Origin of the sequence: Prescottella sp. R16, from assembly GCF_030656875.1 — a bacterium.
Classification (GTDB): domain Bacteria; phylum Actinomycetota; class Actinomycetes; order Mycobacteriales; family Mycobacteriaceae; genus Prescottella.
Genome location: NZ_CP130943.1, coordinates 2,670,796 through 2,691,806, shown reverse-complemented (window position 1 = coordinate 2,691,806; position 21,011 = coordinate 2,670,796). Strand labels below are relative to the sequence as shown.

General features: G+C 69.8%; 19 protein-coding genes. 18 read left to right on the top strand and 1 reads right to left on the bottom strand.

The window, feature by feature from the left end; translation table 11 throughout:
• Window positions 1-2: 2 nt before the first annotated feature.
• The 15 genes from murD to Q5696_RS12545 all read left to right on the top strand — a co-directional run bounded on the left by murD (window position 3) and on the right by Q5696_RS12545 (window position 17,342).
• Window positions 3-1,532, top strand: a complete 1,530-nt coding sequence (gene murD / locus Q5696_RS12615; RefSeq protein WP_305091693.1) for a UDP-N-acetylmuramoyl-L-alanine--D-glutamate ligase — start codon at window positions 3-5, stop codon at window positions 1,530-1,532.
• Window positions 1,529-3,013, top strand: coding sequence for a putative lipid II flippase FtsW (gene ftsW, locus Q5696_RS12610; protein WP_305091692.1), 1,485 nt, complete (start codon window positions 1,529-1,531; stop codon window positions 3,011-3,013). The genes murD and ftsW overlap by 4 nt, the downstream gene beginning before the upstream one ends.
• Window positions 3,010-4,155 (top strand): undecaprenyldiphospho-muramoylpentapeptide beta-N-acetylglucosaminyltransferase, encoded by a 1,146-nt coding sequence (murG, locus tag Q5696_RS12605; RefSeq protein ID WP_305091691.1) that lies wholly within the window; start codon window positions 3,010-3,012, stop codon window positions 4,153-4,155. Before ftsW ends, murG begins: the two co-directional genes overlap by 4 nt.
• Window positions 4,152-5,645 carry a UDP-N-acetylmuramate--L-alanine ligase gene (gene murC, locus Q5696_RS12600; RefSeq protein WP_305091690.1) on the top strand — a complete coding sequence of 498 codons (1,494 nt, stop codon included), beginning with the start codon at window positions 4,152-4,154 and terminating at the stop codon, window positions 5,643-5,645. Before murG ends, murC begins: the two co-directional genes overlap by 4 nt.
• Window positions 5,642-6,496, top strand: a complete 855-nt coding sequence (locus tag Q5696_RS12595; RefSeq protein ID WP_305091689.1) for a cell division protein FtsQ/DivIB — start codon at window positions 5,642-5,644, stop codon at window positions 6,494-6,496. Before murC ends, Q5696_RS12595 begins: the two co-directional genes overlap by 4 nt.
• Window positions 6,497-6,728: 232 nt before the next feature.
• Window positions 6,729-7,988, top strand: a complete 1,260-nt coding sequence (gene ftsZ / locus Q5696_RS12590) for a cell division protein FtsZ (protein WP_305091688.1) — start codon at window positions 6,729-6,731, stop codon at window positions 7,986-7,988.
• An 11-nt stretch (window positions 7,989-7,999) separates the two neighbouring features.
• Window positions 8,000-8,725, top strand: a complete 726-nt coding sequence (gene pgeF, locus Q5696_RS12585) for a peptidoglycan editing factor PgeF (protein ID WP_305095269.1) — start codon at window positions 8,000-8,002, stop codon at window positions 8,723-8,725.
• Window positions 8,726-8,738: 13 nt separating this feature from the next.
• Window positions 8,739-9,488 (top strand): YggS family pyridoxal phosphate-dependent enzyme, encoded by a 750-nt coding sequence (locus Q5696_RS12580; RefSeq protein WP_305091687.1) that lies wholly within the window; start codon window positions 8,739-8,741, stop codon window positions 9,486-9,488.
• Window positions 9,489-9,588: 100 nt separating this feature from the next.
• Window positions 9,589-10,176, top strand: a complete 588-nt coding sequence (locus Q5696_RS12575; RefSeq protein WP_305091686.1) for a cell division protein SepF — start codon at window positions 9,589-9,591, stop codon at window positions 10,174-10,176.
• A gap of 102 nt (window positions 10,177-10,278) precedes the next feature.
• Window positions 10,279-10,581: a YggT family protein gene (locus Q5696_RS12570; RefSeq protein WP_305095268.1), complete on the top strand. Its 303-nt coding sequence runs from the start codon at window positions 10,279-10,281 to the stop codon at window positions 10,579-10,581.
• A 127-nt stretch (window positions 10,582-10,708) separates the two neighbouring features.
• Window positions 10,709-11,590 (top strand): DivIVA domain-containing protein, encoded by an 882-nt coding sequence (locus Q5696_RS12565; protein ID WP_305091685.1) that lies wholly within the window; start codon window positions 10,709-10,711, stop codon window positions 11,588-11,590.
• Between the two features lie 40 nt (window positions 11,591-11,630).
• Window positions 11,631-11,828 (top strand): hypothetical protein, encoded by a 198-nt coding sequence (locus Q5696_RS12560; protein ID WP_305091684.1) that lies wholly within the window; start codon window positions 11,631-11,633, stop codon window positions 11,826-11,828.
• A gap of 243 nt (window positions 11,829-12,071) precedes the next feature.
• On the top strand, window positions 12,072-15,257 hold the full coding sequence (ileS, locus tag Q5696_RS12555) for an isoleucine--tRNA ligase (RefSeq protein ID WP_305091683.1): 3,186 nt from the start codon (window positions 12,072-12,074) through the stop codon (window positions 15,255-15,257).
• Window positions 15,258-15,339: 82 nt separating this feature from the next.
• Entirely contained in the window at window positions 15,340-16,698 is a 1,359-nt protein-coding gene (locus tag Q5696_RS12550; protein ID WP_305091682.1) for a DNA polymerase IV, read from the top strand.
• Window positions 16,699-16,853: 155 nt separating this feature from the next.
• Entirely contained in the window at window positions 16,854-17,342 is a 489-nt protein-coding gene (locus Q5696_RS12545; RefSeq protein WP_305091681.1) for a WKL family lipoprotein, read from the top strand.
• 73 nt (window positions 17,343-17,415) lie between these two features.
• Here Q5696_RS12545 and Q5696_RS12540 read toward each other — a convergent pair whose 3' ends face one another.
• Window positions 17,416-18,369 (bottom strand): hypothetical protein, encoded by a 954-nt coding sequence (locus tag Q5696_RS12540; RefSeq protein ID WP_305091680.1) that lies wholly within the window; start codon window positions 18,367-18,369, stop codon window positions 17,416-17,418.
• Between the two features lie 65 nt (window positions 18,370-18,434).
• Here Q5696_RS12540 and lspA point away from each other — a divergent pair, with 65 nt between their 5' ends.
• The 3 genes from lspA to Q5696_RS12525 are packed head-to-tail and all read left to right on the top strand — an operon-like array spanning window position 18,435 to window position 20,649.
• The gene (gene lspA, locus Q5696_RS12535) at window positions 18,435-19,064 is read left to right on the top strand and encodes a signal peptidase II (protein WP_305091679.1); all 630 of its coding nucleotides are present in this window, start codon (window positions 18,435-18,437) and stop codon (window positions 19,062-19,064) included.
• The gene (locus Q5696_RS12530) at window positions 19,061-19,987 is read left to right on the top strand and encodes an RluA family pseudouridine synthase (protein ID WP_305091678.1); all 927 of its coding nucleotides are present in this window, start codon (window positions 19,061-19,063) and stop codon (window positions 19,985-19,987) included. Before lspA ends, Q5696_RS12530 begins: the two co-directional genes overlap by 4 nt.
• A complete protein-coding gene (locus Q5696_RS12525) occupies window positions 19,984-20,649 on the top strand; it encodes a hypothetical protein (protein WP_305091677.1) in 666 nt (221 codons plus the stop codon). The genes Q5696_RS12530 and Q5696_RS12525 overlap by 4 nt, the downstream gene beginning before the upstream one ends.
• The last annotated feature ends 362 nt before the right edge of the window (window positions 20,650-21,011 follow it).

Below are 21,011 nucleotides of genomic sequence, written 5' to 3'. Positions count from 1 at the left end.
GCATGCAGCCAGGCGAGCGCTACCTCGTGCAGGCCGGTCTGGACGGCCTGCACGGCTGTGACGTGCTGGTCGCCGGGGCCGGTATCTCGGGCCGGGCGGTGATCGGGCCGCTGCACGACCTCGGCGCGCGGGTGACGGTCGCCGACACCGATGCGGCCGCGCTCGCCGCGTGCGCCGAGCTCGGTGCGGCGACGGTGCCGATCGACGACGTCGTCGCGGACCCGGCCCGGGTGGCGGGCTTCGCGCTCGTCGTCGTCAGCCCCGGTTTCCGGCCGGACGCCCCGCTGGTGACTCTCGCGTCCGGCGCCGGTGTGCCGGTGTGGGGGGACGTCGAGTTCTCGTGGCGGGTCGACCGGGCCCGCCTGTACGGTCCGCCGCGACAGTGGCTGGTGGTGACCGGGACCAACGGCAAGACCACGACGACGTCGATGCTGCAGTCGATCCTCGAGACTGCGGGGATCGGGTCGGCGGCGTGCGGCAACATCGGCCTACCCGTCATGGACGCGTTGCGGGCCGAGTCGCCGCGCGCGGACGTCCTCGCGGTCGAATTGTCGTCGTTCCAGTTGCACTGGGCGCCGTCGGTGCGTCCGGCGGCGGGGGTCGTCCTCAACATCGCCGAGGACCATCTGGACTGGCACGGCGGCATGCCCGGCTATGTGGACGCGAAGGCGCACGCGCTGGACGGTGACGTCGCGGTCGTGGGACTGGACGACGCGGCCGCGGCATCGCTCGCCGATCGTCCCCGGGACGGCCGGACCGTCGGGTTCCGGCTGGGTGCACCGGCCGCCGGTGAGCTCGGTGTCGCCGACGGTGTGCTGGTCGATCGCGCGTTCACCGAAAATGCTGCTGCGGCCCCGCTGCTGCCGGCCGTCGAGGTCAGTCCGCCGGGCCCGGCCGGGGTGTGCGACGCGCTCGCCGCGGCCGCGCTGGCCCGGTCCGCCGGGATCCCCGCGGACGTGGTCGGGGCCGGTCTGCGGGCGCACCGGGTGGGCCCGCACCGGGCGCAACTGGTGTGCGAGACGGCGGGCGTGCGGTTCGTCGACGACTCGAAGGCCACCAACCCGCACGCGGCACGGTCGTCGATCGTCGCGCAGGAGTCGGTGGTGTGGCTCGCCGGCGGCCTGCTCAAGGGCGCCCGGGTCGACGAGCTGATCGCGGAGGTCGCGGACCGGCTCGCCGGTGCGGTGCTCATCGGACGGGATGCCCCGGCGATCGCGGACGCGCTGGCGCGACACGCGCCCGAGGTCCCGGTCGTACACGTCCGGTCGGGAGACGATGCAGGCATGGGCGTGCACAACCCGGACTCCACTCGGCTGGATCTGGTCGGCGCCGGTGCCGACGAGGTGATGGCGGAGGCGGTGCGGGTGGCGGCGGCGATGGCCGCGCCCGGAGACACGGTGCTGCTGGCGCCGGCGGCGGCGTCCCTGGACATGTTCGATTCGTACGGTCACCGTGGCCGCAGTTTCGCTGCCGCCGCGCGCGGCGTCGCCGCGGAGCAGATCACGAGTGGGGAGTTCGGATCCCGTCGATGAGACCCGAGAAGGCCGACAGCGGGCCGCGCACCCGGATCGGTACGTGGTTGGCGCGGCCGTTGACGTCGTTCCATCTCGTCGTCACGATCGCGTTCCTGCTCACGGTGCTCGGTCTGGTCATGGTGCTGTCGTCGTCGAGTGTGGAGTCGGTTGCGGCGGACGGGTCGGCGTACGGCAAGTTCGTCTCGCAGCTGATCTTCGCGACGCTCGGGTTCGTGATCTTCTATGTGGCGTTGCTCATCCCGGTCCGGCTGATGCGGAAGTGGTCGCTGTGGGCGTTCGGGGCCACGGTCGTGATGCTGGTGCTGGTCCTCGTCCCGGGCATCGGCACCCTGTCGCAGGGCACCCGCGGCTGGTTCGTGATCGGCCCGATCTCGCTGCAGCCGTCGGAGCTGGCGAAGATCGCTTTCGCGGTGTGGGGCGCGCATCTGCTCGCGACCCGGCGTCGGGATCGTCAGTCGCTCAAGGAGATGCTGATCCCGCTGGTGCCGGCGGCGATGATCGTGTTCGTGCTGATCGTGCTGCAGCCGGACCTCGGAACGACGATCTCGCTCGGCATCATCCTGCTGGCCCTGCTGTGGTTCGCGGGCCTGCCGTTCAAGATTTTCCTCTTCACGTTGGGTGCGGGCGCGCTGGCGGCCGTGACACTCGCGTTGACGGCCGGGTACCGGTCGGCGCGGGTACAGGCGTTCTTCGATCCGGCGGCGGACCCGCAGGGCATCGGATACCAGGCCCGGCAGGCCAAGTTCGCGCTCGCCGACGGCAGCTTCTTCGGCGAGGGACTCGGGCAGAGCCGCGCCAAATGGAGCTACCTGCCCAACGCGCACAACGATTTCATCTTCGCGATCATCGGCGAGGAGCTCGGCTTCATCGGTGCGGCCGCGGTGATCGGCCTGTTCGGGCTGTTCGTGTACACGGGGCTGCGGATCGCGCGGCGGTCGTCGGATCCGTTCCTGCAGCTGCTCACCGCCACGGCGACCGCGTGGATCACCGGTCAGGCGTTCATCAACATCGGGTACGTCGTCGGGGTGCTGCCGGTCACCGGTCTGCAGCTGCCGCTGGTGTCGGCCGGTGGCACGTCGACGGCCACGACGCTGCTGATGTTCGGTCTGGTGGCGAACGCGGCCCGGCACGAACCGGAGGCGGTCGCGGCGCTGGGCAGTGGTCAGGACGGCCGGGTGTCGCGGCTGCTGCGGCTGCCGAAGCCGGTGGCGTACGTGCCGCCGCGGCTCGGGGCGCCTCGGCAGCGGGCCCGGGCGCAGCAACGGATCGCGGCGGCGCCGCAGCGGGCGCAACTCTCGCAGGGGACCCGGGCACGGACCCCGGCGCGGACGTCGGCACCGGCCCGGACACCGGTCAGGCAAACACAGCGGGGACAGCAGGAACCACGAGGACACAGGGGACGGGTCCCGGGTTCGGAACGGGGACGGGCCACTCCACCACGGAGCGCCCGTTCTGGAGAGCGAGGAATGCGTAGGTGAACGGCGACAACCGTGAGAAGGCGGGACTGTCCGTGGTGGTGGCGGGCGGTGGAACCGCCGGTCACATTGAGCCGGCGTTGGCCGTCGCGGACGCGATCCGCGCCCTCGACCCGGCGGCGACGGTGACCGCGCTGGGGACCGAACGCGGTCTCGAGACGACGTTGGTGCCCGAGCGGGGGTATCCGCTGGAGCTGATTCCACCGGTGCCGCTGCCGCGGAAGCCGACGTTGGATCTGCTGCGGTTGCCGGGCCGGGTCCGGCGTTCGGTGGCTGCGACGCGGGCGGTCCTGGACCGCACGGACGCGGACGTGATCGTCGGGTTCGGCGGCTATGTGGCGTTGCCGGCGTATCTGGCGGCGGGCTCGGGCCTGTTCGGGCGGCGGCGGAAGATCCCGATCGTCGTCCACGAGGCGAACGCGAGCGCCGGTATCGCGAACAAGATCGGTGCCCGGCGGGCCCGGCGGGTGTTGGCCGCGGTGGCCGGGTCCGGGGTCGCGGCGCGGGGTCGCAGCGACGCGGAGATCGTCGGTATCCCGGTGCGGGCGTCGATCACCGGGCTGGACCGGGCAGCGTTGCGGGCGCAGGCCCGCGCGCATTTCGGATTGCCTGCGGAGGGGCCGGTGCTGCTGGTGTTCGGTGGTTCGCAGGGCGCCCGCTCCCTCAACGACGCGGTCGTCGGGGCGGCGCCGGCGCTGGCGGCGGCGGGGATTTCCGTGCTGCACGCGTACGGGCCCAAGAATTCGGTGGAGGTCACCTCGGATGCTGCGGCGCCGTACGTCGCGGTGCCGTACCTGTCCCGGATGGATCTGGCGTATTCGGCGGCGGACGCCGTGATCTGCCGGTCCGGGGCGATGACGGTCGCCGAGGTGTCGGCGGTGGGGCTGCCCGCGTTCTACGTCCCGTTGCCACACGGAAACGGTGAACAGGAACTCAATGCGCGGCCCGTCGTCGCTGCCGGTGGCGGCGCGCTCGTCGCGGACGCCGACCTGACGCCGCAGTACGTCGCGGACACCGTCGTCCCACTGCTCGGTGACCCGGCACGGCTGGGTGAGATGGGTCGGGCTGCGGCCGGGGCCGGCCACCGCAGCGCGGCGGACGCGGTCGCCCGGATCGTCGTCGACGAAGCGAGAGGAAACCGATGAGCGAGTCGTTGCCCGCGCACCTGGAACGGGTGCACATGGTCGGTATCGGTGGTGCCGGCATGTCCGGGATCGCGCGGATCCTGCTGGCCCGCGGGGGACAGGTGTCCGGTTCGGACGCCAAGGAGAGCCGCGGAGTGCTCGCATTGCGGGCCCGCGGTGCAGTGGTCCGGATCGGGCACGATGCGAGTGCACTCGATCTGGTGCCGGGTGGTCCGACGGCGGTCGTGACGACGCACGCGGCGATCCCGAAGGACAATCCGGAGCTCGTCGAGGCGCGCCGCCGCGGTATCCCGGTGATCCTGCGTCCGGCGGTCCTGGCGTCGCTCATGCAGGGGCATCGGACGCTGCTGGTGTCGGGCACGCACGGGAAGACGTCGACGACGTCGATGCTCGTGGTGGCGTTGCAGCACTGCGGGTTCGACCCGTCGTTCGCGATCGGCGGCACGTTGAACGAGGCCGGTACCAACGCCCATCACGGGTCGGGTGAGGTGTTCGTCGCGGAGGCCGACGAGAGCGACGGCTCGCTGCTGCAGTACGACCCGGACATCGTCGTGGTCACCAACATCGAGGCCGACCATCTCGACTTCTTCGGCACCGACGAGGCGTACGTCCAGGTGTTCGACGACTTCGTCGCGCGGATCGGGGCGGGCGGCCTGCTGGTGGCGTGCCTCGACGATCCGGGGGCTCTCGAGTTGGCGCGCCGGACTCTCGATTCTCGGCAGGACGTCCGGGTGGTCGGGTACGGGACGTCGGAGGCGGCCGCTGCGTCGTTGCCGGAGGTCCCGGTCGGGGTGGAGTTGGTGTCGTGGGAGGCCCGTGACGTCGGCGGGGTGGCGCACATCCGGCTCGCAGGGGAGGAGCGGACCCGCGCACTGCACCTGAACATTCCGGGACGGCACATGGCGCTCAACGCGCTCGCCGCCCTGCTCGCCGCCCTCGATGCGGGTGCGCCCGTCGAGGAACTGCTCGAGGGGCTCTCCGGGTTCGGTGGCGTGCACCGCCGATTCCAGCTGACGGGGCGGGAACGCGGCGTGCGGGTGTTCGACGACTACGCGCATCATCCGACGGAGGTGCGGGCGGTGCTCGGTGCCGCCCGCGAACTGGTGGCCGGTGATCCGCGTGGCGGCCGGGTGATCGTGCTGTTCCAGCCGCACCTGTATTCGCGTACGGAGACGTTCGCGCGGGAGTTCGGGGAGGCGTTGAGTCTCGCCGACGAGGTGGTGGTGCTCGACGTGTACGGCGCCCGGGAGGAACCGATCCCGGGGGTCAGTGGTGCCCTGGTGGCGCAGTCGGTGTCGAAACCCGTTCACTATCAGCCGGATCGGTCGCAGCTGCCGCGGCAGGTGGCGGGTCTCGCGGAGGCGGGGGACGTCGTGATCACGATGGGTGCCGGTGACGTGACGATGCTCGGCGGGCCGATTCTCGACGCGTTGCGGGCGCAGTCGGGGCACGGGCGGCGTCCGGCGGAATCGGGTCCGGAGTCGCGATGACCGTCGACGGTCGTGACCGGTCCCGTCGGGGCCGTCCGGATGCCCGGCGGGACCGTCGGGCCCGTCCGCGGGCCCGGTCGAGCGAGCGGCCGGGCCCGGATGCGGCGGTGGATGTGGGGGAGACGGCGGCGCCGGATCCGGCGGGCCGGCCCGGCCGCCGGGCCACGGCGGACCGGGAACGTGCGAGTGCGTTGCGCCGCAAGGTGTTCCTGATCGGGGCTGCGATCGGGACGGTTCTCGTCGTCGGGGTCGCGGTGTTGTGGTTCAGTCCGCTGATGTCGGTCCGGTCGATCGTCTACTCGGGTGACGGGGTGGTCACCGAGGAGGAGGCGCTCGGGGTTCTCGGTGTCGCGGAGGGGACGCCGCTGCTGCGGGTGGACACGGCTGCGGCGGCGCGGCGGGTCGCGGGGATTCCCCGGGTCGCCGAGGCCCGGGTGCAGCGACAGTATCCGTCGACGATCCGGCTCACGGTCACAGAGCGGGTGCCGGTGGTGTTCTTCGATTCGCCGGAGGGCCCGCATCTGCTGGACGCGGACGGGGTCGACTATGCGATCGAGCCGCCGCCGTTCGGGGTGCCGAGGCTCGTCACGCCGACCCCGGGTCGGGACGATCATGCGACGCGGGCCGCGCTCGCGGTGCTGACGTCGTTGCCGGAGTCCATTCGGGTCCAGGTGTCCGAGGTTGTGGCACCGACGATTTCGAGTGTCTCGGTTACGCTGGGGGACGGCCGCGTCGTGGTGTGGGGCAACGCCGACAGTTCCGAGAGGAAGTCGGCTGTCGTCTCGGTACTGCTGACGCAGCCAGGCCAGAGGTTCGATGTGTCGAGTCCCGAGTTGCCCACAGTAAAGTGACGGGTGATGCGACGACCGGTACGGGAATCGGGTCGGGGTCTCTCGGTTTCCGGGGTCGGCCCCACAAAAACTTGGTGTGCATCGGCGCGCCTGCTGGCGGAACGCTGCGGTACTACATAGCGTTTCGCACCAGAGGAATTACTTGACATAACTTTGACCCTATGGTTGAGGTTGAGGGTTTTCCTATTTCCCCCAGAACGAGCGCGAAATCACTCACGGAAGGCGAGAGCCCATGACGCCCCCGCACAACTACCTCGCCGTCATCAAGGTCGTCGGTATCGGCGGAGGCGGCGTCAACGCGGTCAACCGCATGATCGAGCAGGGACTCAAGGGAGTCGAGTTCATCGCGGTCAACACCGATGCGCAGGCGCTGTTGATGTCCGATGCCGACGTCAAGCTCGACGTCGGACGCGAGCTGACCCGTGGCCTGGGTGCCGGCGCCGACCCCGAGGTGGGTCGCAAGGCAGCCGAGGACCACAAGGACGAGATCGAAGAGGTCCTCAAGGGTGCCGACATGGTCTTCGTCACCGCAGGCGAGGGCGGCGGCACCGGTACCGGTGGCGCGCCCGTCGTGGCGAGCATCGCCCGCAAGCTCGGCGCCCTCACGATCGGTGTCGTGACGCGTCCGTTCTCGTTCGAGGGCAAGCGTCGCGGCGCGCAGGCCGAGTCCGGCATCTCCGCGCTGCGCGAGTCCTGCGACACCCTGATCGTCATTCCGAACGACCGACTGCTGCAGCTCGGTGACGCCGCCGTCAGCCTGATGGACGCGTTCCGCAGCGCCGACGAGGTCCTCCTCAACGGTGTCCAGGGCATCACCGACCTGATCACCACCCCGGGTCTGATCAACGTCGACTTCGCGGACGTCAAGTCCGTCATGTCCGGTGCGGGTAGCGCCCTGATGGGTATCGGCTCGTCGCGGGGTGAGGGCCGTTCGATCAAGGCCGCGGAGACGGCGATCAATTCGCCGCTGCTCGAGGCATCGATGGAGGGTGCGCGGGGCGTGCTGCTGTCGATCGCCGGCGGCTCCGATCTGGGCCTGTTCGAGATCAACGAGGCGGCGTCGCTGGTCCAGGAGGCCGCGCACATCGACGCCAACATCATCTTCGGCACGGTCATCGACGATTCCCTCGGGGACGAGGTACGCGTGACGGTCATCGCTGCCGGTTTCGAGGGGGGCGCGCCGGTGAAGCGCCCGCTCGAGGTGCAGTCGGCGATCGGCCGCTCGAACATCGGTGCGGGACGTGCCGGTGAGGTCAATCAGTCCGAGCAGCGTGCTGCGGCTCCGGCCGCGGCGGAGCAGGCTCCGGCTCCGACTCCCACCACGCCCCCGACTCCCACCCCGGCCCCCACCCCGACACGTGAGCCGGTGGGCACGCCCACCGGTGGTGCGAGCCTGCCGCCGCTGGGCGGGTCCGGGTCGCGCACGATGCCGGTCGGTCACGACGAAGGTGACGACGACGACGTCGACGTGCCTTCCTTCATGCGTCGTTGAGCGGGGACACCGTGACGGGCGTGCGGGTCCGCCGGGTCGTCACGACCCGAGCGGGTGGAGTGTCCGCGGCGCCGTACGAGTCGTTCAATCTCGGGGACCATGTCGGTGACGATCCGGCGGCGGTCGACGCGAATCGGCGTCGGCTCGCCGACGGGATCGGATTGCCGTTCGAGCGGCTGGTGTGGATGGAGCAGATCCACAGTCGCACCGTGACGGTGGTCGACGGTCCGGTCGACGGTCCGGTTCCGGCGACGGACGCGTTGGTGACGACGGTGCCGGGTCTGGCGCTGGTGACGCTCAGCGCGGACTGTGTCCCGGTGCTCCTCTCGGACGACGAGGCCGGTGTGATCGCGGCCGTGCACGCCGGGAGGATCGGTGCCCGGATCGGTATCGTGCCCAAGGTGATCACGACGATGATCGAGCTGGGTGCACGCCCGGAACGGATCGGCGCGTTCCTCGGTCCGGCGGCGAGCGGTCGGCAGTACGAGGTGCCGGCGGCGATGCAGGCCGATGTCGAGAAGTTTCTGCCCGGTAGCGCGACCCGCACGGCCAAGGGCACGCCGGGCCTGGATCTGCGGGCGGGGCTGCGTCGTCAGCTGCTGGCGGCCGGGGTGTCGGGTGTCGCGGAGGATCCCCGGTGCACCATCGAGGATCCGACGCTGTTCAGTCATCGTCGGGGTGCTCCGACGGGCCGGCTGGCCGCGGTGATCTGGATGGATCCCGCCGAGGACGTGTGAGACGGTTCGAGTGATGTTCGACGAGCAGCCGCCGGTGAGCAGGTACGACGAGATCGCCGCGGCGCTGGCTGCGGTGCGCGGCCGGGTCGATGCGGCGTGCCGCGCGGCCGGGCGGGATCCGGCCGACGTGGTGCTGTTGCCGGTGACGAAATTCTTTCCCGCCGAGGACGTGCGGATTCTCTACGATCTCGGATGTCGCGAGTTCGGGGAGTCGCGTGAGCCGGAGGCGAGCGGCAAGGTCGCCCGGTTGCGGGCCGACGCCGCCGTGGTCGACCCGATCCGGTGGCACATGATCGGCCGTCTGCAGCGGAACAAGGTGAAGACGGTGTCGCGCTGGGCGCAGGTGGTGCATTCGCTCGACAGTCTCCGGTTGGCCGATGCGCTCGATACGGCGGTCGGTGCGGCTCGTGACGCGGGGGAACGTGAGAATTCTCTCGATGTGCTCCTGCAGGTGAGTCTGGACACCGATCCGGCGCGGGGCGGTGTGCCGGTGGACGACGTGGCGGTGCTCGCGGAGCGGGTGGCGGCGTCGTCGAATCTCGTCCTGCGGGGCGTCATGGCGGTGCCGCCGCTGGGTTCCGATGTGGAGGTGGAGTTCGCGCGGCTCGCGGAGGTGCATGCGGGACTGCTCCGGGATCATCCGTCCGCGACGGTCGTGTCGGCGGGGATGACCGGGGATCTCGAGTCGGCGATCCGGCACGGTTCGACGTGTGTGCGTGTCGGAACCGCCATCCTCGGCCGTCGACCGATAGTCTCGCAATGATCACCAGTCACACCGGAAACATCAGGCACACCGGGACAGCTGCGGCAGATCGCAGTTCCAATCATCACTACAAGTCCGCCGCGCCCAGGAAGGTCGATCAATGAGCAGCCTGCACAAGTTCAAGGCTTACTTCGGCATGGTCCCCCTCGAAGATTTCGAGGACGACTACATCGACGAGCCCGCTCCGGGTCGCCGCGAGTACGCCGAGCCCGGGTACGTATCGGGACGCCGGGACGACGTCGACAGTGACTTCGATCGCTACGAGCCGCCGGCCCGCCCGGCCCCGCGGGTCGAGTCGATCGCGCCGCGCCCCGCCGCACCGCGTGCCACGACTCGCGGTGCGCTCGCGGTCGATCCGCGCATGGACCGGCTCGAGAGCCGTCGTCCGGCCGTCGACGACGCAGGCCCGCTGTCGAAGATCACGACGCTGCGTCCGCGTGACTACGGGGAGGCCCGGACGATCGGTGAGCGGTTCCGTGACGGCAGCCCGGTCATCATGGATCTCGTCGAGATGAGCAACGCCGACGCCAAGCGCCTGGTGGATTTCGCGGCCGGACTGGCGTTCGCGCTGCGGGGATCGTTCGACAAGGTCGCCACCAAGGTGTTCCTGCTGTCGCCTGCCGACATCGACGTCTCCGCGGAGGAGCGTCGTCGGATCGCCGAGACCGGTTTCTACAACCAGAAGTAGCTGCGGACTCGATGTGCGCGTGATTACCCGGACGGGTGTGACGCGCACCTCGAGGTGTCCGATGGTTTTGTCCGACCGGTTGTCGTCAGGCAGAGTGAAGGTGTGGCCGTGTTCTCGGTGATCTACGTGATCCTGTTCATCTTCTGGTTGTTGCTCATCGGACGGATCATCGTCGAGTTCATCCGGGTCTTCGCTCGGGACTGGCGGCCGACGGGTGTCGTCGTGGTCGTGCTCGAAGCGATTTTCACGGTGACAGACCCTCCGGTGAAGTTGCTTCGCCGGTTGATTCCGCCGATTTCCCTCGGTGGTGTTCGCCTCGATCTGTCGATCATGGTGCTGATGTTTCTGCTGTTCATCCTGATGCAGGTCGTCTCGGGGCTGGCGTCACCGTCGGGTTTGGTGTGACAGAATGGCCCGCAGTTATGGCCCGCAGTTACAGTGGGACAGGTAACGAAATGGTTAACGAGTACGCGCACCGCGCTAGAACTGAATGCGTGCTAGACCGCCAATTGACGCGTGAAGGGATCCTTCCATGCCGCTGACTCCAGCTGATGTGCACAATGTCGCGTTCAGCAAGCCGCCGATCGGTAAGCGTGGCTACAACGAGGACGAGGTAGACGCGTTCCTCGACCTCGTCGAGCAGGAGCTGTCGCGGCTCATCGAGGAGAACGCCGACCTTCGGCAGCGTGTCGGCGAGCTCGATCAGGAGCTGGCCGAGGCGAAGAAGGCTCCGCGGTCCGTCGCCCCGGTCCCGCCGCCCGCGCCGAAACCGGAGCCGGTTGCCGCGGTTGCGCCGCAGCCGAAGCCCGAGCCGGTGCCGGCCGCTGCGCCGCGTCCGTCGGAGGACGCCAACATGCAGGCGGCCAAGGTGCTCGGTCTGGCGCAGGAGATGGCCGATCGCCTCACCGGCGACGCCAAGGTCGAGGCGGAGCAGCTGCTCAGCGACGCCCGGACCAATTCGGAGCGTCTCGTGACCGAGGCGCGCACCAAGTCGGACACGATGGTGTCCGAGGCGAAGCAGAAGTCGGAGACGATGGTGTCCGACGCCACCCGCAAGTCGGAGACGATGGTCGCGGAGGCCACGAAGAAGTCGGACACGCTGCTGTCCGACGCGCAGAACCGCTCGGAGACCCAGCTGCGTCAGGCCAAGGAGAAGGCCGACGCATTGCAGGCGGATGCCGAGAAGAAGCACACCGAGATCATGGCGACGATCAATCAGCAGCGGTCGGTGCTCGAGGGCCGGATCGCTCAGCTGAAGACGTTCGAGCGCGAGTACCGGGTGCGTCTGAAGTCGTACCTGGAGTCGCAGCTCGAAGAGCTCGAGCAGCGTGGGTCGGCCGTCCCGGTCGACGGCGGCGACGACGCCTTCGGTCAGTCGGGGTTCAACCAGTCGTTCGCCAAGGGGAACAACTGACCGAGCCGACACCGGCCCGCACTCGAACAGAGGGTGAATCGTGCTGGTTCTGACGCTGGTCCTCGCGGCAGTGGGTTTCATGCTGCTGGTGATCGCCCTGACGACGGGTTCCGTCGTGTGGGCGTGGGGATGCATCGTGGTCTGTGTCGCGGGCGCCGTCCTGCTTCTCGTCAGTGCGTTGGCGGGTCGCAAGGCGGCGCCCGACGGCGACTCCGACGACTCGGCCGGTCCGGGCTAGACTTGAACGCACACACGGCAGTGATCCGGCCATCACCGGGGAGCCTTCGGAAGAACGGTACGGCGCGCAGGCGTCGTACTCACTAGACCCGAACGGGTGGGCCCGTCACAGCCCGGTCAGAGAGGCTCGTCGCGGCTGTCGGTCGCGGTGGGCAAGCGGGGTGGTACCGCGGCGGAGACGCAAAGGGCGTCGTCGTCGTCCCCGTGCCGGTAGACGGGCACGAGGAGCCGTGAGAACCCTGTGGTGACCAGCAACGAATCCACTTCCCCCCAGCAGAACGCCGGGTATCCGCGTGTCGACCTCGTCGGCGGCCGCGCGACCGGTTCCGTCTCGTTCCCGGACCTCGAGCGCAAGGTGCTCGCCGCGTGGGACGCCGACGACACGTTCCGGGCGTCCATCGCGAACCGTGAGGGCGCCGAGGACTTCGTCTTCTACGACGGTCCCCCCTTCGCGAACGGTCTGCCGCACTACGGGCATCTGCTCACCGGCTACGTCAAGGACGTCGTCCCACGTTTCCAGACGATGCGCGGCAAGAAGGTCGACCGCCGCTTCGGCTGGGACTGCCACGGTCTGCCCGCCGAACTGGAGGCGGAGAAGCAGCTCGGCATCAAGGACAAGTCGCAGATCGACGCGATGGGCTTGAAGGAGTTCAACGCGTACTGCAAGCAGTCGGTGCTGCGGTACACCGACGAGTGGCGCGACTACGTGACCCGCCAGGCCCGCTGGGTCGACTTCGACAACGACTACAAGACCCTCGATCTGGACTTCATGGAGTCCGTGATGTGGGCGTTCAAGGAGCTGTACGACAAGGGTCTGATCTACCAGGGCTTCCGGGTGCTGCCGTACTCCTGGTACGAGCAGACGCCGCTGTCGAACCAGGAGACCCGGCTCGACGACGCCTACAAGATGCGTCAGGATCCTGCGGTCACCGTCGACATGGTGATCACCGCGCCCGGCTCGCCGCTGGACGGAGCGAACGCGCTGATCTGGACCACCACGCCGTGGACGCTGCCGTCCAACCTCGCGATCGCGGTGCACCCCGACGTCGACTACGTGCATGTCGCCGGCGCCGAGGGCAAGACCTACCTCCTCGCGGCGGCCCGCGTCGGGCACTACGCCCGCGAGCTCGGTGAGGCGCCCGAGGTGCTCGGCGAGTACAAGGGCGCCGACCTCGTCGGACTGTCCTACACGCCGCCGTTCGATTTCTTCCACGGCCCCGGCAAGGGTCACGAGAACGCGCACCGGGTGCTGTCGGCGGACTATGTCACCACCGACTCCGGCACCGGAATCGTGCATCTCGCACCGGCTTTCGGTGAGGAGGACATGGAGTGCGCGACGGCCAACGGCATCGAGATCGTGCAGCCGCTGGACCCGGGCGGCAGGTTCACCTCGATGGTGCCGCCGTACGAGGGCCTGCAGGTGTTCGATGCCAACCCGGTCATCATCAAGGACCTCAAGGCCGCCGGAAAGCTGTTGCGGCACGAGACGATCGAGCACTCGTACCCGCACAGCTGGCGCTCGGGCCAGCCGCTGATCTACATGGCGGTGCCGTCGTGGTTCGTCGCGGTCACCAAGTTCCGTGACCGCATGGTCGAACTCAACCAGGAGATCACCTGGGTGCCCGAACACATCCGGGACGGCCAGTTCGGCAAGTGGCTCGAGGGGGCGCGCGACTGGAACATCAGCCGTAACCGCTACTGGGGCAGCCCGATCCCGGTGTGGGTGTCGGACGATCCGTCGTACCCGCGCGTCGACGTCTACGGTTCGCTCGACCAGCTCGAGGTGGACTTCGGGGTGCGTCCGACGGATCTGCACCGGCCGATGATCGACGATCTGGTCCGTCCCAACCCGGACGATCCGACCGGCAAGTCGATGATGCGCCGGGTGCCCGAGGTGCTCGACTGCTGGTTCGAGTCCGGCTCGATGCCGTACGCGCAGGTGCACTACCCGTTCGAGAACCGGGACTGGTTCGAGACGCACTACCCGGGCGACTTCATCGTCGAGTACAACGGTCAGACCCGCGGCTGGTTCTACACGCTGCACGTGCTGGCGACCGCGCTGTTCGATCGTCCCGCGTTCAAATGTGTTGCGGCGCACGGCATCGTCCTCGGCGACGACGGTCTGAAGATGAGCAAGTCCAAGGGTAACTACCCGGACGTCAAGGAGGTGTTCGACCGCGACGGCTCGGACGCCATGCGGTGGTTCCTGATGTCGTCGCCGATCCTGCGCGGCGGCAACCTGATCGTCACCGAACAGGGCATCCGCGAGGGCGTCCGGCAGGCACTGCTGCCGCTGTGGAACGCGTGGAGCTTCCTGCAGCTGTACGCGTCGAAGCCCGGCCGGTGGCGCACGGATTCGCCGAACGTGCTCGACAAGTACATCCTCGCCAAGTTGGCGGCGACGCGGGACGCGATCACCGACGCGCTCGAGGTCACCGATATCGCGGGGGCGTGCGACGAGCTGCGCACGTTCTGCGACGCGCTCACCAACTGGTACGTGCGCCGCTCCCGCAGCCGGTTCTGGGACGAGGACCAGGATGCGATCGACACGCTGCACACGGTGCTCGAGGTGGTCTCCCGCCTGGCGGCGCCGCTGCTGCCGATGGCGTCCGAGGTGATCTGGCGGGGCCTGACCGGTGGGCGGTCGGTGCACCTGACCGACTGGCCCACCGAGACCGAGCTGCCGGCCGACGCCGATCTGGTCGGCGCGATGGACGACGTCCGGGGTGTGTGTTCGACGGTCCTCGGCCTGCGCAAGGCGCAGAACCTGCGGGTGCGGCTGCCGCTGCCCGAGGTCACCGTCGCCGCGCCGGATGCGGAGAAGATCCGTCCGTACCTGGGTCTGATCGCCGACGAGGTGAACGTCAAGAAGGTCGACCTCACCGACGACGTCGACGTGCACGGCCGGTTCGAACTGGTCGTCAACGCGCGGGCCGCGGGTCCGCGTCTCGGCAAGGACGTGCAGACCGTCATCAAGGCGGTCAAGTCCGGCGACTGGACCGAGGAGGGCGGCGTCGTCACTGTCTGGCCGGGTCGCTCCGCAGGCTCCGCTCCTGCCGCGGGTATCGAGCTGCTGCCCTCCGAGTACACCCAGCGTCTGGTCGCGGCCGAGCCCGAGTCCACGGCGGCACTGCCGGACGGTGCCGGCCTGGTCGTGTTGGACTCGCGGGTGACCGAGGAGCTCGAGGCCGAGGGCTGGGCCAAGGATCGCGTCCGGGAGCTGCAGGACGCGCGCCGGAACGCGGGACTCGAGGTGTCCGACCGGATCTCGGTGACACTGCAGGTTCCGGAGGATCGCCTCGAGTGGGCGGGCCGGCACCGTGAGCTGATCGCCGGGGAGATCCTGGCCACGACCCTCGAGCTGGGGGACGCGGGCCCGGACGCCGTGGAGCTCGGTGAGGGCGTGCGGGTCGCGATCGTCAAGGTGTGATCGTCGGGGCTCGAACCGAGTAGGACCACGTCGGGCGGGCGGCAGGGGGTTCCTGTCGCCCGCCCGGCGTATTTTTTCTCCCATGACCTCCGTCGATCCCACGCGCAGCCGGCGCTGGGTGCTGCATCTGGACATGGACGCGTTCTTCGCGTCCGTCGAACAGTTGACGCGGCCGACGCTGCGGGGCCGCCCCGTGCTCGTCGGCGGTCTCGGCGGGCGTGGAGTGGTGGCGGGCGCGAGTTACGAGGCGCGGGTGTTCGGCGCCCGGTCGGCGATGCCGATGCATCAGGCGCGTCGACTGGTGGGGGCGTCGGCGGTGGTGCTGCCACCGCGAGGGAGCCTGTACGGGTACGTGAGCGGCCGGGTGTTCGACGCGTTGCGTACGAGAGTGCCGGTGCTGGAACAGCTGTCGATGGACGAGGCGTTCGCGGAGCCGGCGGAGCTGGCGGGTGCCGGGCGCGCCGACGTGGAGCGGTACTGCGCGCAGCTGCGGGCCCTGGTACTCGAGGAGACGGGCCTGGTCGCGTCGATCGGGGCGGGCGCCGGGAAGCAGGTGGCGAAGATCGCGTCGGGGCTCGCGAAACCGGACGGGATCACCGTCGTGTCCCCGGATGTGCAGCAGCAGCTGCTGAGCGGTCTGCCGGTGCGCAAACTGTGGGGTGTCGGCCCGGTCGCGGAGGCGAAACTCGAGCGGCTCGGTATCGGCACGATCGGGGCGCTCGCGGCGCTGCCGGAGGTCGAGGTCGTGTCGGTGCTGGGGGCGACGATCGGGCCGGGGCTGCAGCGGATGGCGCGCGGCATCGACGAACGTCCGGTCGCCGAGCGGGCCGACGCGAAACAGGTGAGTGCGGAGACCACGTACGCGGAGGACATCGTCACGATGGCGGCGTTGCGGCGGGCGGTGGACGCGAGTGCGGCGGCGGCGTTCCGGCGGCTCGAGCGGGACGGCCGGTCGGCGCGGACCGTCGTGCTGAAGCTGCGCAAGGCCGACATGAGCATCGTGACGCGGTCGTCGACGCTGCCGTACGCGACGACCGATCTGCAGACGCTCACCGCGACCGCGCAGCGGCAGGCGATCGATCCACTCGAGCTCGGCCCGATCCGGCTGGTCGGTGTCGGGTTCGGTGGGCTGTCCGCGGCCAGCCAAGGCTCGTTGTTTCCCGAGCTCGACCAGATGATACCGGATTCGGAGACCGGAGAAGGATCGGAAGATGCTGGGGAGCAAGATGATTCGTCTCCCCGGGTGGGGGTGGCGACCTGGTGGCGGCCCGGCCTGGACGTGACGCACCCGGAGTTCGGGCACGGCTGGGTGCAGGGCGCCGGACACGGGGTGGTGACGGTGCGGTTCGAGACCCGCAGCACCGGGCCGGGGCCGGCGCGCACGTTCCCCGACACCGACACCGACCTGGTGGTCGCCGATCCGATCGACAGCACGCGGTGACCACGACACGACATCGTCGGCGCCCGCAGTGCTCTCGGTGATCGCCGGTACTCTTGCTGTGAGCGCGGGTCACGGCTGGGGGAGACGACCGATCCCGGCCGCGGCTCCGCCGATATCGATCGAGTACGACGACCGAGAAAGAAAAGGACAAGCACTTGAAGCTCCGGAAGATGACCGTCGCCGCCGTGGCGATCGCGGCAGCCCTGACGATGACCGCCTGCTCGAGCGACGGTGACGACGGCGAGACCCGCACCACCGCCACCCAGGCCTCCACCACCGTCACCGCCCCCGACGTCGCGCCGCCGACCGCTGCGGAGCTCAACGACGCGATCACGCAGGCTCTCGACCCGGCCGTCCCGGTCGAGCAGAAGATTCAGCTGGTGCAGGGCGCGGAGAAGGATCCGGAGCTCGTCAACCAGGTTGCGCAGGCCGCGAAGGATGCCGGCGCCACCATCGAGGTCAAGGATGTGACGCCGACCGGTGCCGACACCGTCACCGCCGGTGTGGTGCTCACGGTCAACGGCCAGCCGAACGATGCGACCGTCGACTTCGTGTCGGAGAACGGTGTCTGGAAGATGTCGCAGGCGTACGCCTGCCAGCTGGTCGCGATGGCGCAGCTGACGTCGCCGGCCTGCCCCGCGTAGGCAGCCCCGCAGACCACCGATGCCGGTGCCGCCCCGTCCGGGGCGGCACCGGCATCGTCGTTCTCGGATGTGCTCAGCTGGTCCAGCGCACCTGTTCGCGGGTGGTCTGGCGCAGGTGCATGGCGTCGGCGGGGTCGCTGTAGGACTGGCTGCCCTCGACGGTGACCGTCCCGTCGACGGGCAGGGGAGCGGTCAGGTCGAGGACGACGGTGCCGGATCCGTGCAGCGAGTACGCGTCGACGTTGAGGGTGCCGGCGCCGTTGGGCAGCTCGAACACCGGTGACTGTGGCGTCTGTTCCACCTGGACGTCGACGGTGAGCCGGTCCCCGTCACGGGCGACGAGTGTCGCCGTCGTCGTCTGGTCCAGGGCGACCGCGCTCATCACCTGCTGATGGATCCGCCACACGGCGCCCACCCCGATCGGCTGGGCGGGGAAGGCGACGGCCCGGTAGACGGCCTGGAAGAACGCCTGCTCGATCAGGGCGCGGGCCTTGTTCTCGGCGTCGGGGTCGGGTCGCAGCCGCAGTGCGGTGATCGCGCCGGAGACGTCGACGGTGAACCCGGCGTGCGAGCCGGTGGCGGGTTCGAGGAGGGCAGTCGTGTCGGGGTCCGCTGTGGTGAGCGTGCCGAGCGTGAGATCGATCGTGGTCGCGGGGGTGGTGTCGGTCGCGGCCTGGGTCACCAGCGCGGTGAGCGGCATGGTCATTTCGGGATTGGAGAAGTCCTGCGGCGCCTGTTCGTCGATCTGCTGCGTCACGGTCGCGGTGGTCACCAGCTGCGACTGCTGCCGGGTGCCCTGTGTGGGACGCAACTGGACGACGGCGCGCGGCTCGGCACCGGGGTCGAGGATCTCGGTGGTCGCGGCGGTCACCGGCACCGTCACCTCGTCGGACGCTGCACCGACGGCGTCGAGGCCGACGGGGGCGGCATCACCGCCGCTGCTGCAGCCGGCGACGAGCACGGAGAGGGAGAGTGTCGCCGCGACGAGCGCGGGTCCGGAGGAGCGAAGTTTCGACTGCAGTGGCACGCCACCAGGTTAGTCGGCGTGGACGGCATGTCCGGTCTGTCGCCCGGGTAGGGGATGATGTCGGGGTGAGTGACGACCGCGAGGACCGTACCCCGGATCCCGACCCCGCCGTACCCGAACCCGCAGTACCCGAACCCACAGCCCCCGAACCCGACGATCCCGTCCGTCCGGCCGGGTCGGCCGTGTCGGTCACGCCCCGCCGGATGACGCTGCTGCTGTTCGGTATCGCGGTGGTGGTGTTCGCGCTCGATCTGGTGACGAAGATCGCTGCCGTGGCGTTCATCGATCCACGCAACCCGGTGGAGCTGATCGGCGACACGGTCACGTTGACGCTGATCCGCAACCCCGGTGCCGCGTTCTCGATGGCGACGGGCATGACGTGGCTGCTGACGCTCGTCGCGGTCGGTGTGGTGATCGGGGTGGTGCGGATCGGCCGCACCCTGAGTTCACGCTGGTGGGCGTTGGGCCTGGGCCTCGTGCTCGGTGGCGCGCTCGGTAATCTGGTGGACCGGATCTTCCGTTCGCCCGGACCGCTGCAGGGCCACGTCGTGGACTTCGTCTCCGTGGGCTGGTGGCCGGTGTTCAACGTCGCCGACTCGTCGATCGTGTGCGGCGCGATCCTGTTGGTGGCACTCACGCTGTTCGGTATCGAACCGAGCGGCGGAACGACTTCTCGGAAGGGGGATGCGGCATGAGGGAAATGCGTTCGATGCCGGTTCCCGACGGGCTCGACGGTATGCGCGTCGACGCCGGTCTGGCACGTCTGCTCGGGCTCTCACGGACGGCGGTGGCGACACTCACCGAGGAAGGCGCCGTCGTGGTCGACGGTGCCGCGGTGGGCAAGTCCGATCGGTTGGCCGGCGGCACGTGGCTCGAGGTGGAACTGCCGGAGCCGCCGCGTCCGCTGACGATCACGCCGGAGCCGGTCGAGGGCATGGAGATCCTGTACGCCGACGACGATGTCGTCGCGGTCGACAAGCCGGTCGGGGTCGCGGCGCACGCGAGTGTCGGCTGGACCGGCCCGACGGTCATCGGTGGTCTCGCCGCGGCCGGCTTCCGGATCTCGACGTCCGGTGCGCACGAGCGGCAGGGCATCGTGCACCGCCTCGACGTCGGCACGTCCGGGGTGATGGTGGTGGCGACGTCGGAGCGCGCGTACACGGTGCTCAAGCGGGCGTTCAAGCAGCGCACGGTCGACAAGCGGTACCACGCGCTGGTGCAGGGGCATCCGGATCCGAGCAGCGGCACGATCGACGCGCCCATCGGCCGGCACCGCAGCAACGACTGGAAGTTCACGGTCACCCGCGACGGCAAGCCCAGCGTCACGCACTACGACACGGTGGAGGCGTTCCAGGCGGCGAGCCTGCTCGACATCCATCTCGAGACGGGTCGCACCCATCAGATCCGGGTGCACTTCTCGGCGTTGCGGCATCCGTGCTGTGGTGATCTCACGTACGGTGCGGATCCGCGGCTCGCGGAACGCCTCGGTCTGGAACGGCAGTGGCTGCATGCGCGGTCGCTGGGGTTCGCGCATCCCGCGGACGGGCGCTGGGTGGAGATCACCAGCGAGTATCCGGCGGATCTGCAGCACGCTCTCGGGGTCCTGCGGGCGTCGTGAGGTCGGACGCCGCGAGATCGGTCGCCGTCACCGCGGGCGTCGTGGGTGTCCTGTTCTCCGTGGTGGTGTGGTTGGGTGTCGCGAATCCTGTTCCGGCGGCGCGGATCTCGACGGACCGGCTCGGCCCGGACACCGGTGAGGCGGTGCCGGAGTACGTGGATCGGGCTCGGACGAGTCTCACCGGCGACGACGCGTTCCCGCGTTGGGCGCTGGTCTCGTTCGACACTCCGGTGACGGTCGGGGCGCTCCTGGATGCGGTCGGGGACATCCGGGTGTCGCAGGTGCTGCTGCGGGTGCCGCTGGACCGGGTACAGACGCCGATCGTGGCGGTCCCGGTAGGCGCGGATCCGGAGGCGGTGCGCCGCGCCCCGGCGGTCGCGTCGGCGCGGCTGTCCGCGGCGGTGGCCGGCGACGACCGGCAGTCCGCCGTGGCGACGTATTCGGCGGCGCGGCTGTCCGAGGGGTGCGCGTGCGTGGTCGGTGCCGTGGTGCGCGCGACACCCGATCGGCTCCGGCCGGTGGCCGACGGCGCCGGGGTACGGGCCGTCGAGGCACTGCCCGCGGACGCGGTCGCCGGAGCGTTCGCGGTGACGCCGCTGCTGCCGTCGCAGACCGTGGTCGCGGTGCCGGGACCCGACGACGGGCCGGTGCCGGGCAGCTGAGCCCGGTCGGATGTCGTGTGGTTCTTCGAGCCGCCTGTCGTCCTCTCGGCCGGGTGTCGTCACCGCAGCTGTGGGTGCCGTCGGTGTGGCCGTGAACGTGGTACCCGCTCCCGCCGGCGCGGCCGACAGATCGGAGGCGGTGCGCGGGTGCGCCCTGTACCCGCTGTCGCCTGACCGGTACCGTCGACGCCCACCGACAGGACATCGCCATGAACGCTCATGTGCCGCAATCGGTTCTCCTCGCCGCAGGAGGGCTCGGCGTCGGCGTCACCGTGCGGGCCACCTGCCGGAGCCGTGCCCGACGCGGCAGGTACCGCCGATCCTTCGCCCTGGGGGCGCGCATCCTGCGAACGTCCGAGCTC

Excerpts from the sequence above, each read along its gene's own strand:
- murD (WP_305091693.1), top strand. The coding sequence starts at position 3 with ATGCAGCCAGGCGAGCGCTACCTCGTGCAGGCCGGTCTGGACGGCCTG.
- murC (WP_305091690.1), top strand. The coding sequence starts at position 4,152 with ATGAGCGAGTCGTTGCCCGCGCACCTGGAACGGGTGCACATGGTCGGT.
- ftsW (WP_305091692.1), top strand. The coding sequence starts at position 1,529 with ATGAGACCCGAGAAGGCCGACAGCGGGCCGCGCACCCGGATCGGTACG.
- Q5696_RS12580 (WP_305091687.1), top strand. The coding sequence starts at position 8,739 with ATGTTCGACGAGCAGCCGCCGGTGAGCAGGTACGACGAGATCGCCGCG.
- ftsZ (WP_305091688.1), top strand. The coding sequence starts at position 6,729 with ATGACGCCCCCGCACAACTACCTCGCCGTCATCAAGGTCGTCGGTATC.
- Q5696_RS12550 (WP_305091682.1), top strand. The coding sequence starts at position 15,340 with ATGACCTCCGTCGATCCCACGCGCAGCCGGCGCTGGGTGCTGCATCTG.
- Q5696_RS12565 (WP_305091685.1), top strand. The coding sequence starts at position 10,709 with ATGCCGCTGACTCCAGCTGATGTGCACAATGTCGCGTTCAGCAAGCCG.
- Q5696_RS12575 (WP_305091686.1), top strand. The coding sequence starts at position 9,589 with ATGAGCAGCCTGCACAAGTTCAAGGCTTACTTCGGCATGGTCCCCCTC.
- Q5696_RS12530 (WP_305091678.1), top strand. The coding sequence starts at position 19,061 with ATGAGGGAAATGCGTTCGATGCCGGTTCCCGACGGGCTCGACGGTATG.
- Q5696_RS12595 (WP_305091689.1), top strand. The coding sequence starts at position 5,642 with ATGACCGTCGACGGTCGTGACCGGTCCCGTCGGGGCCGTCCGGATGCC.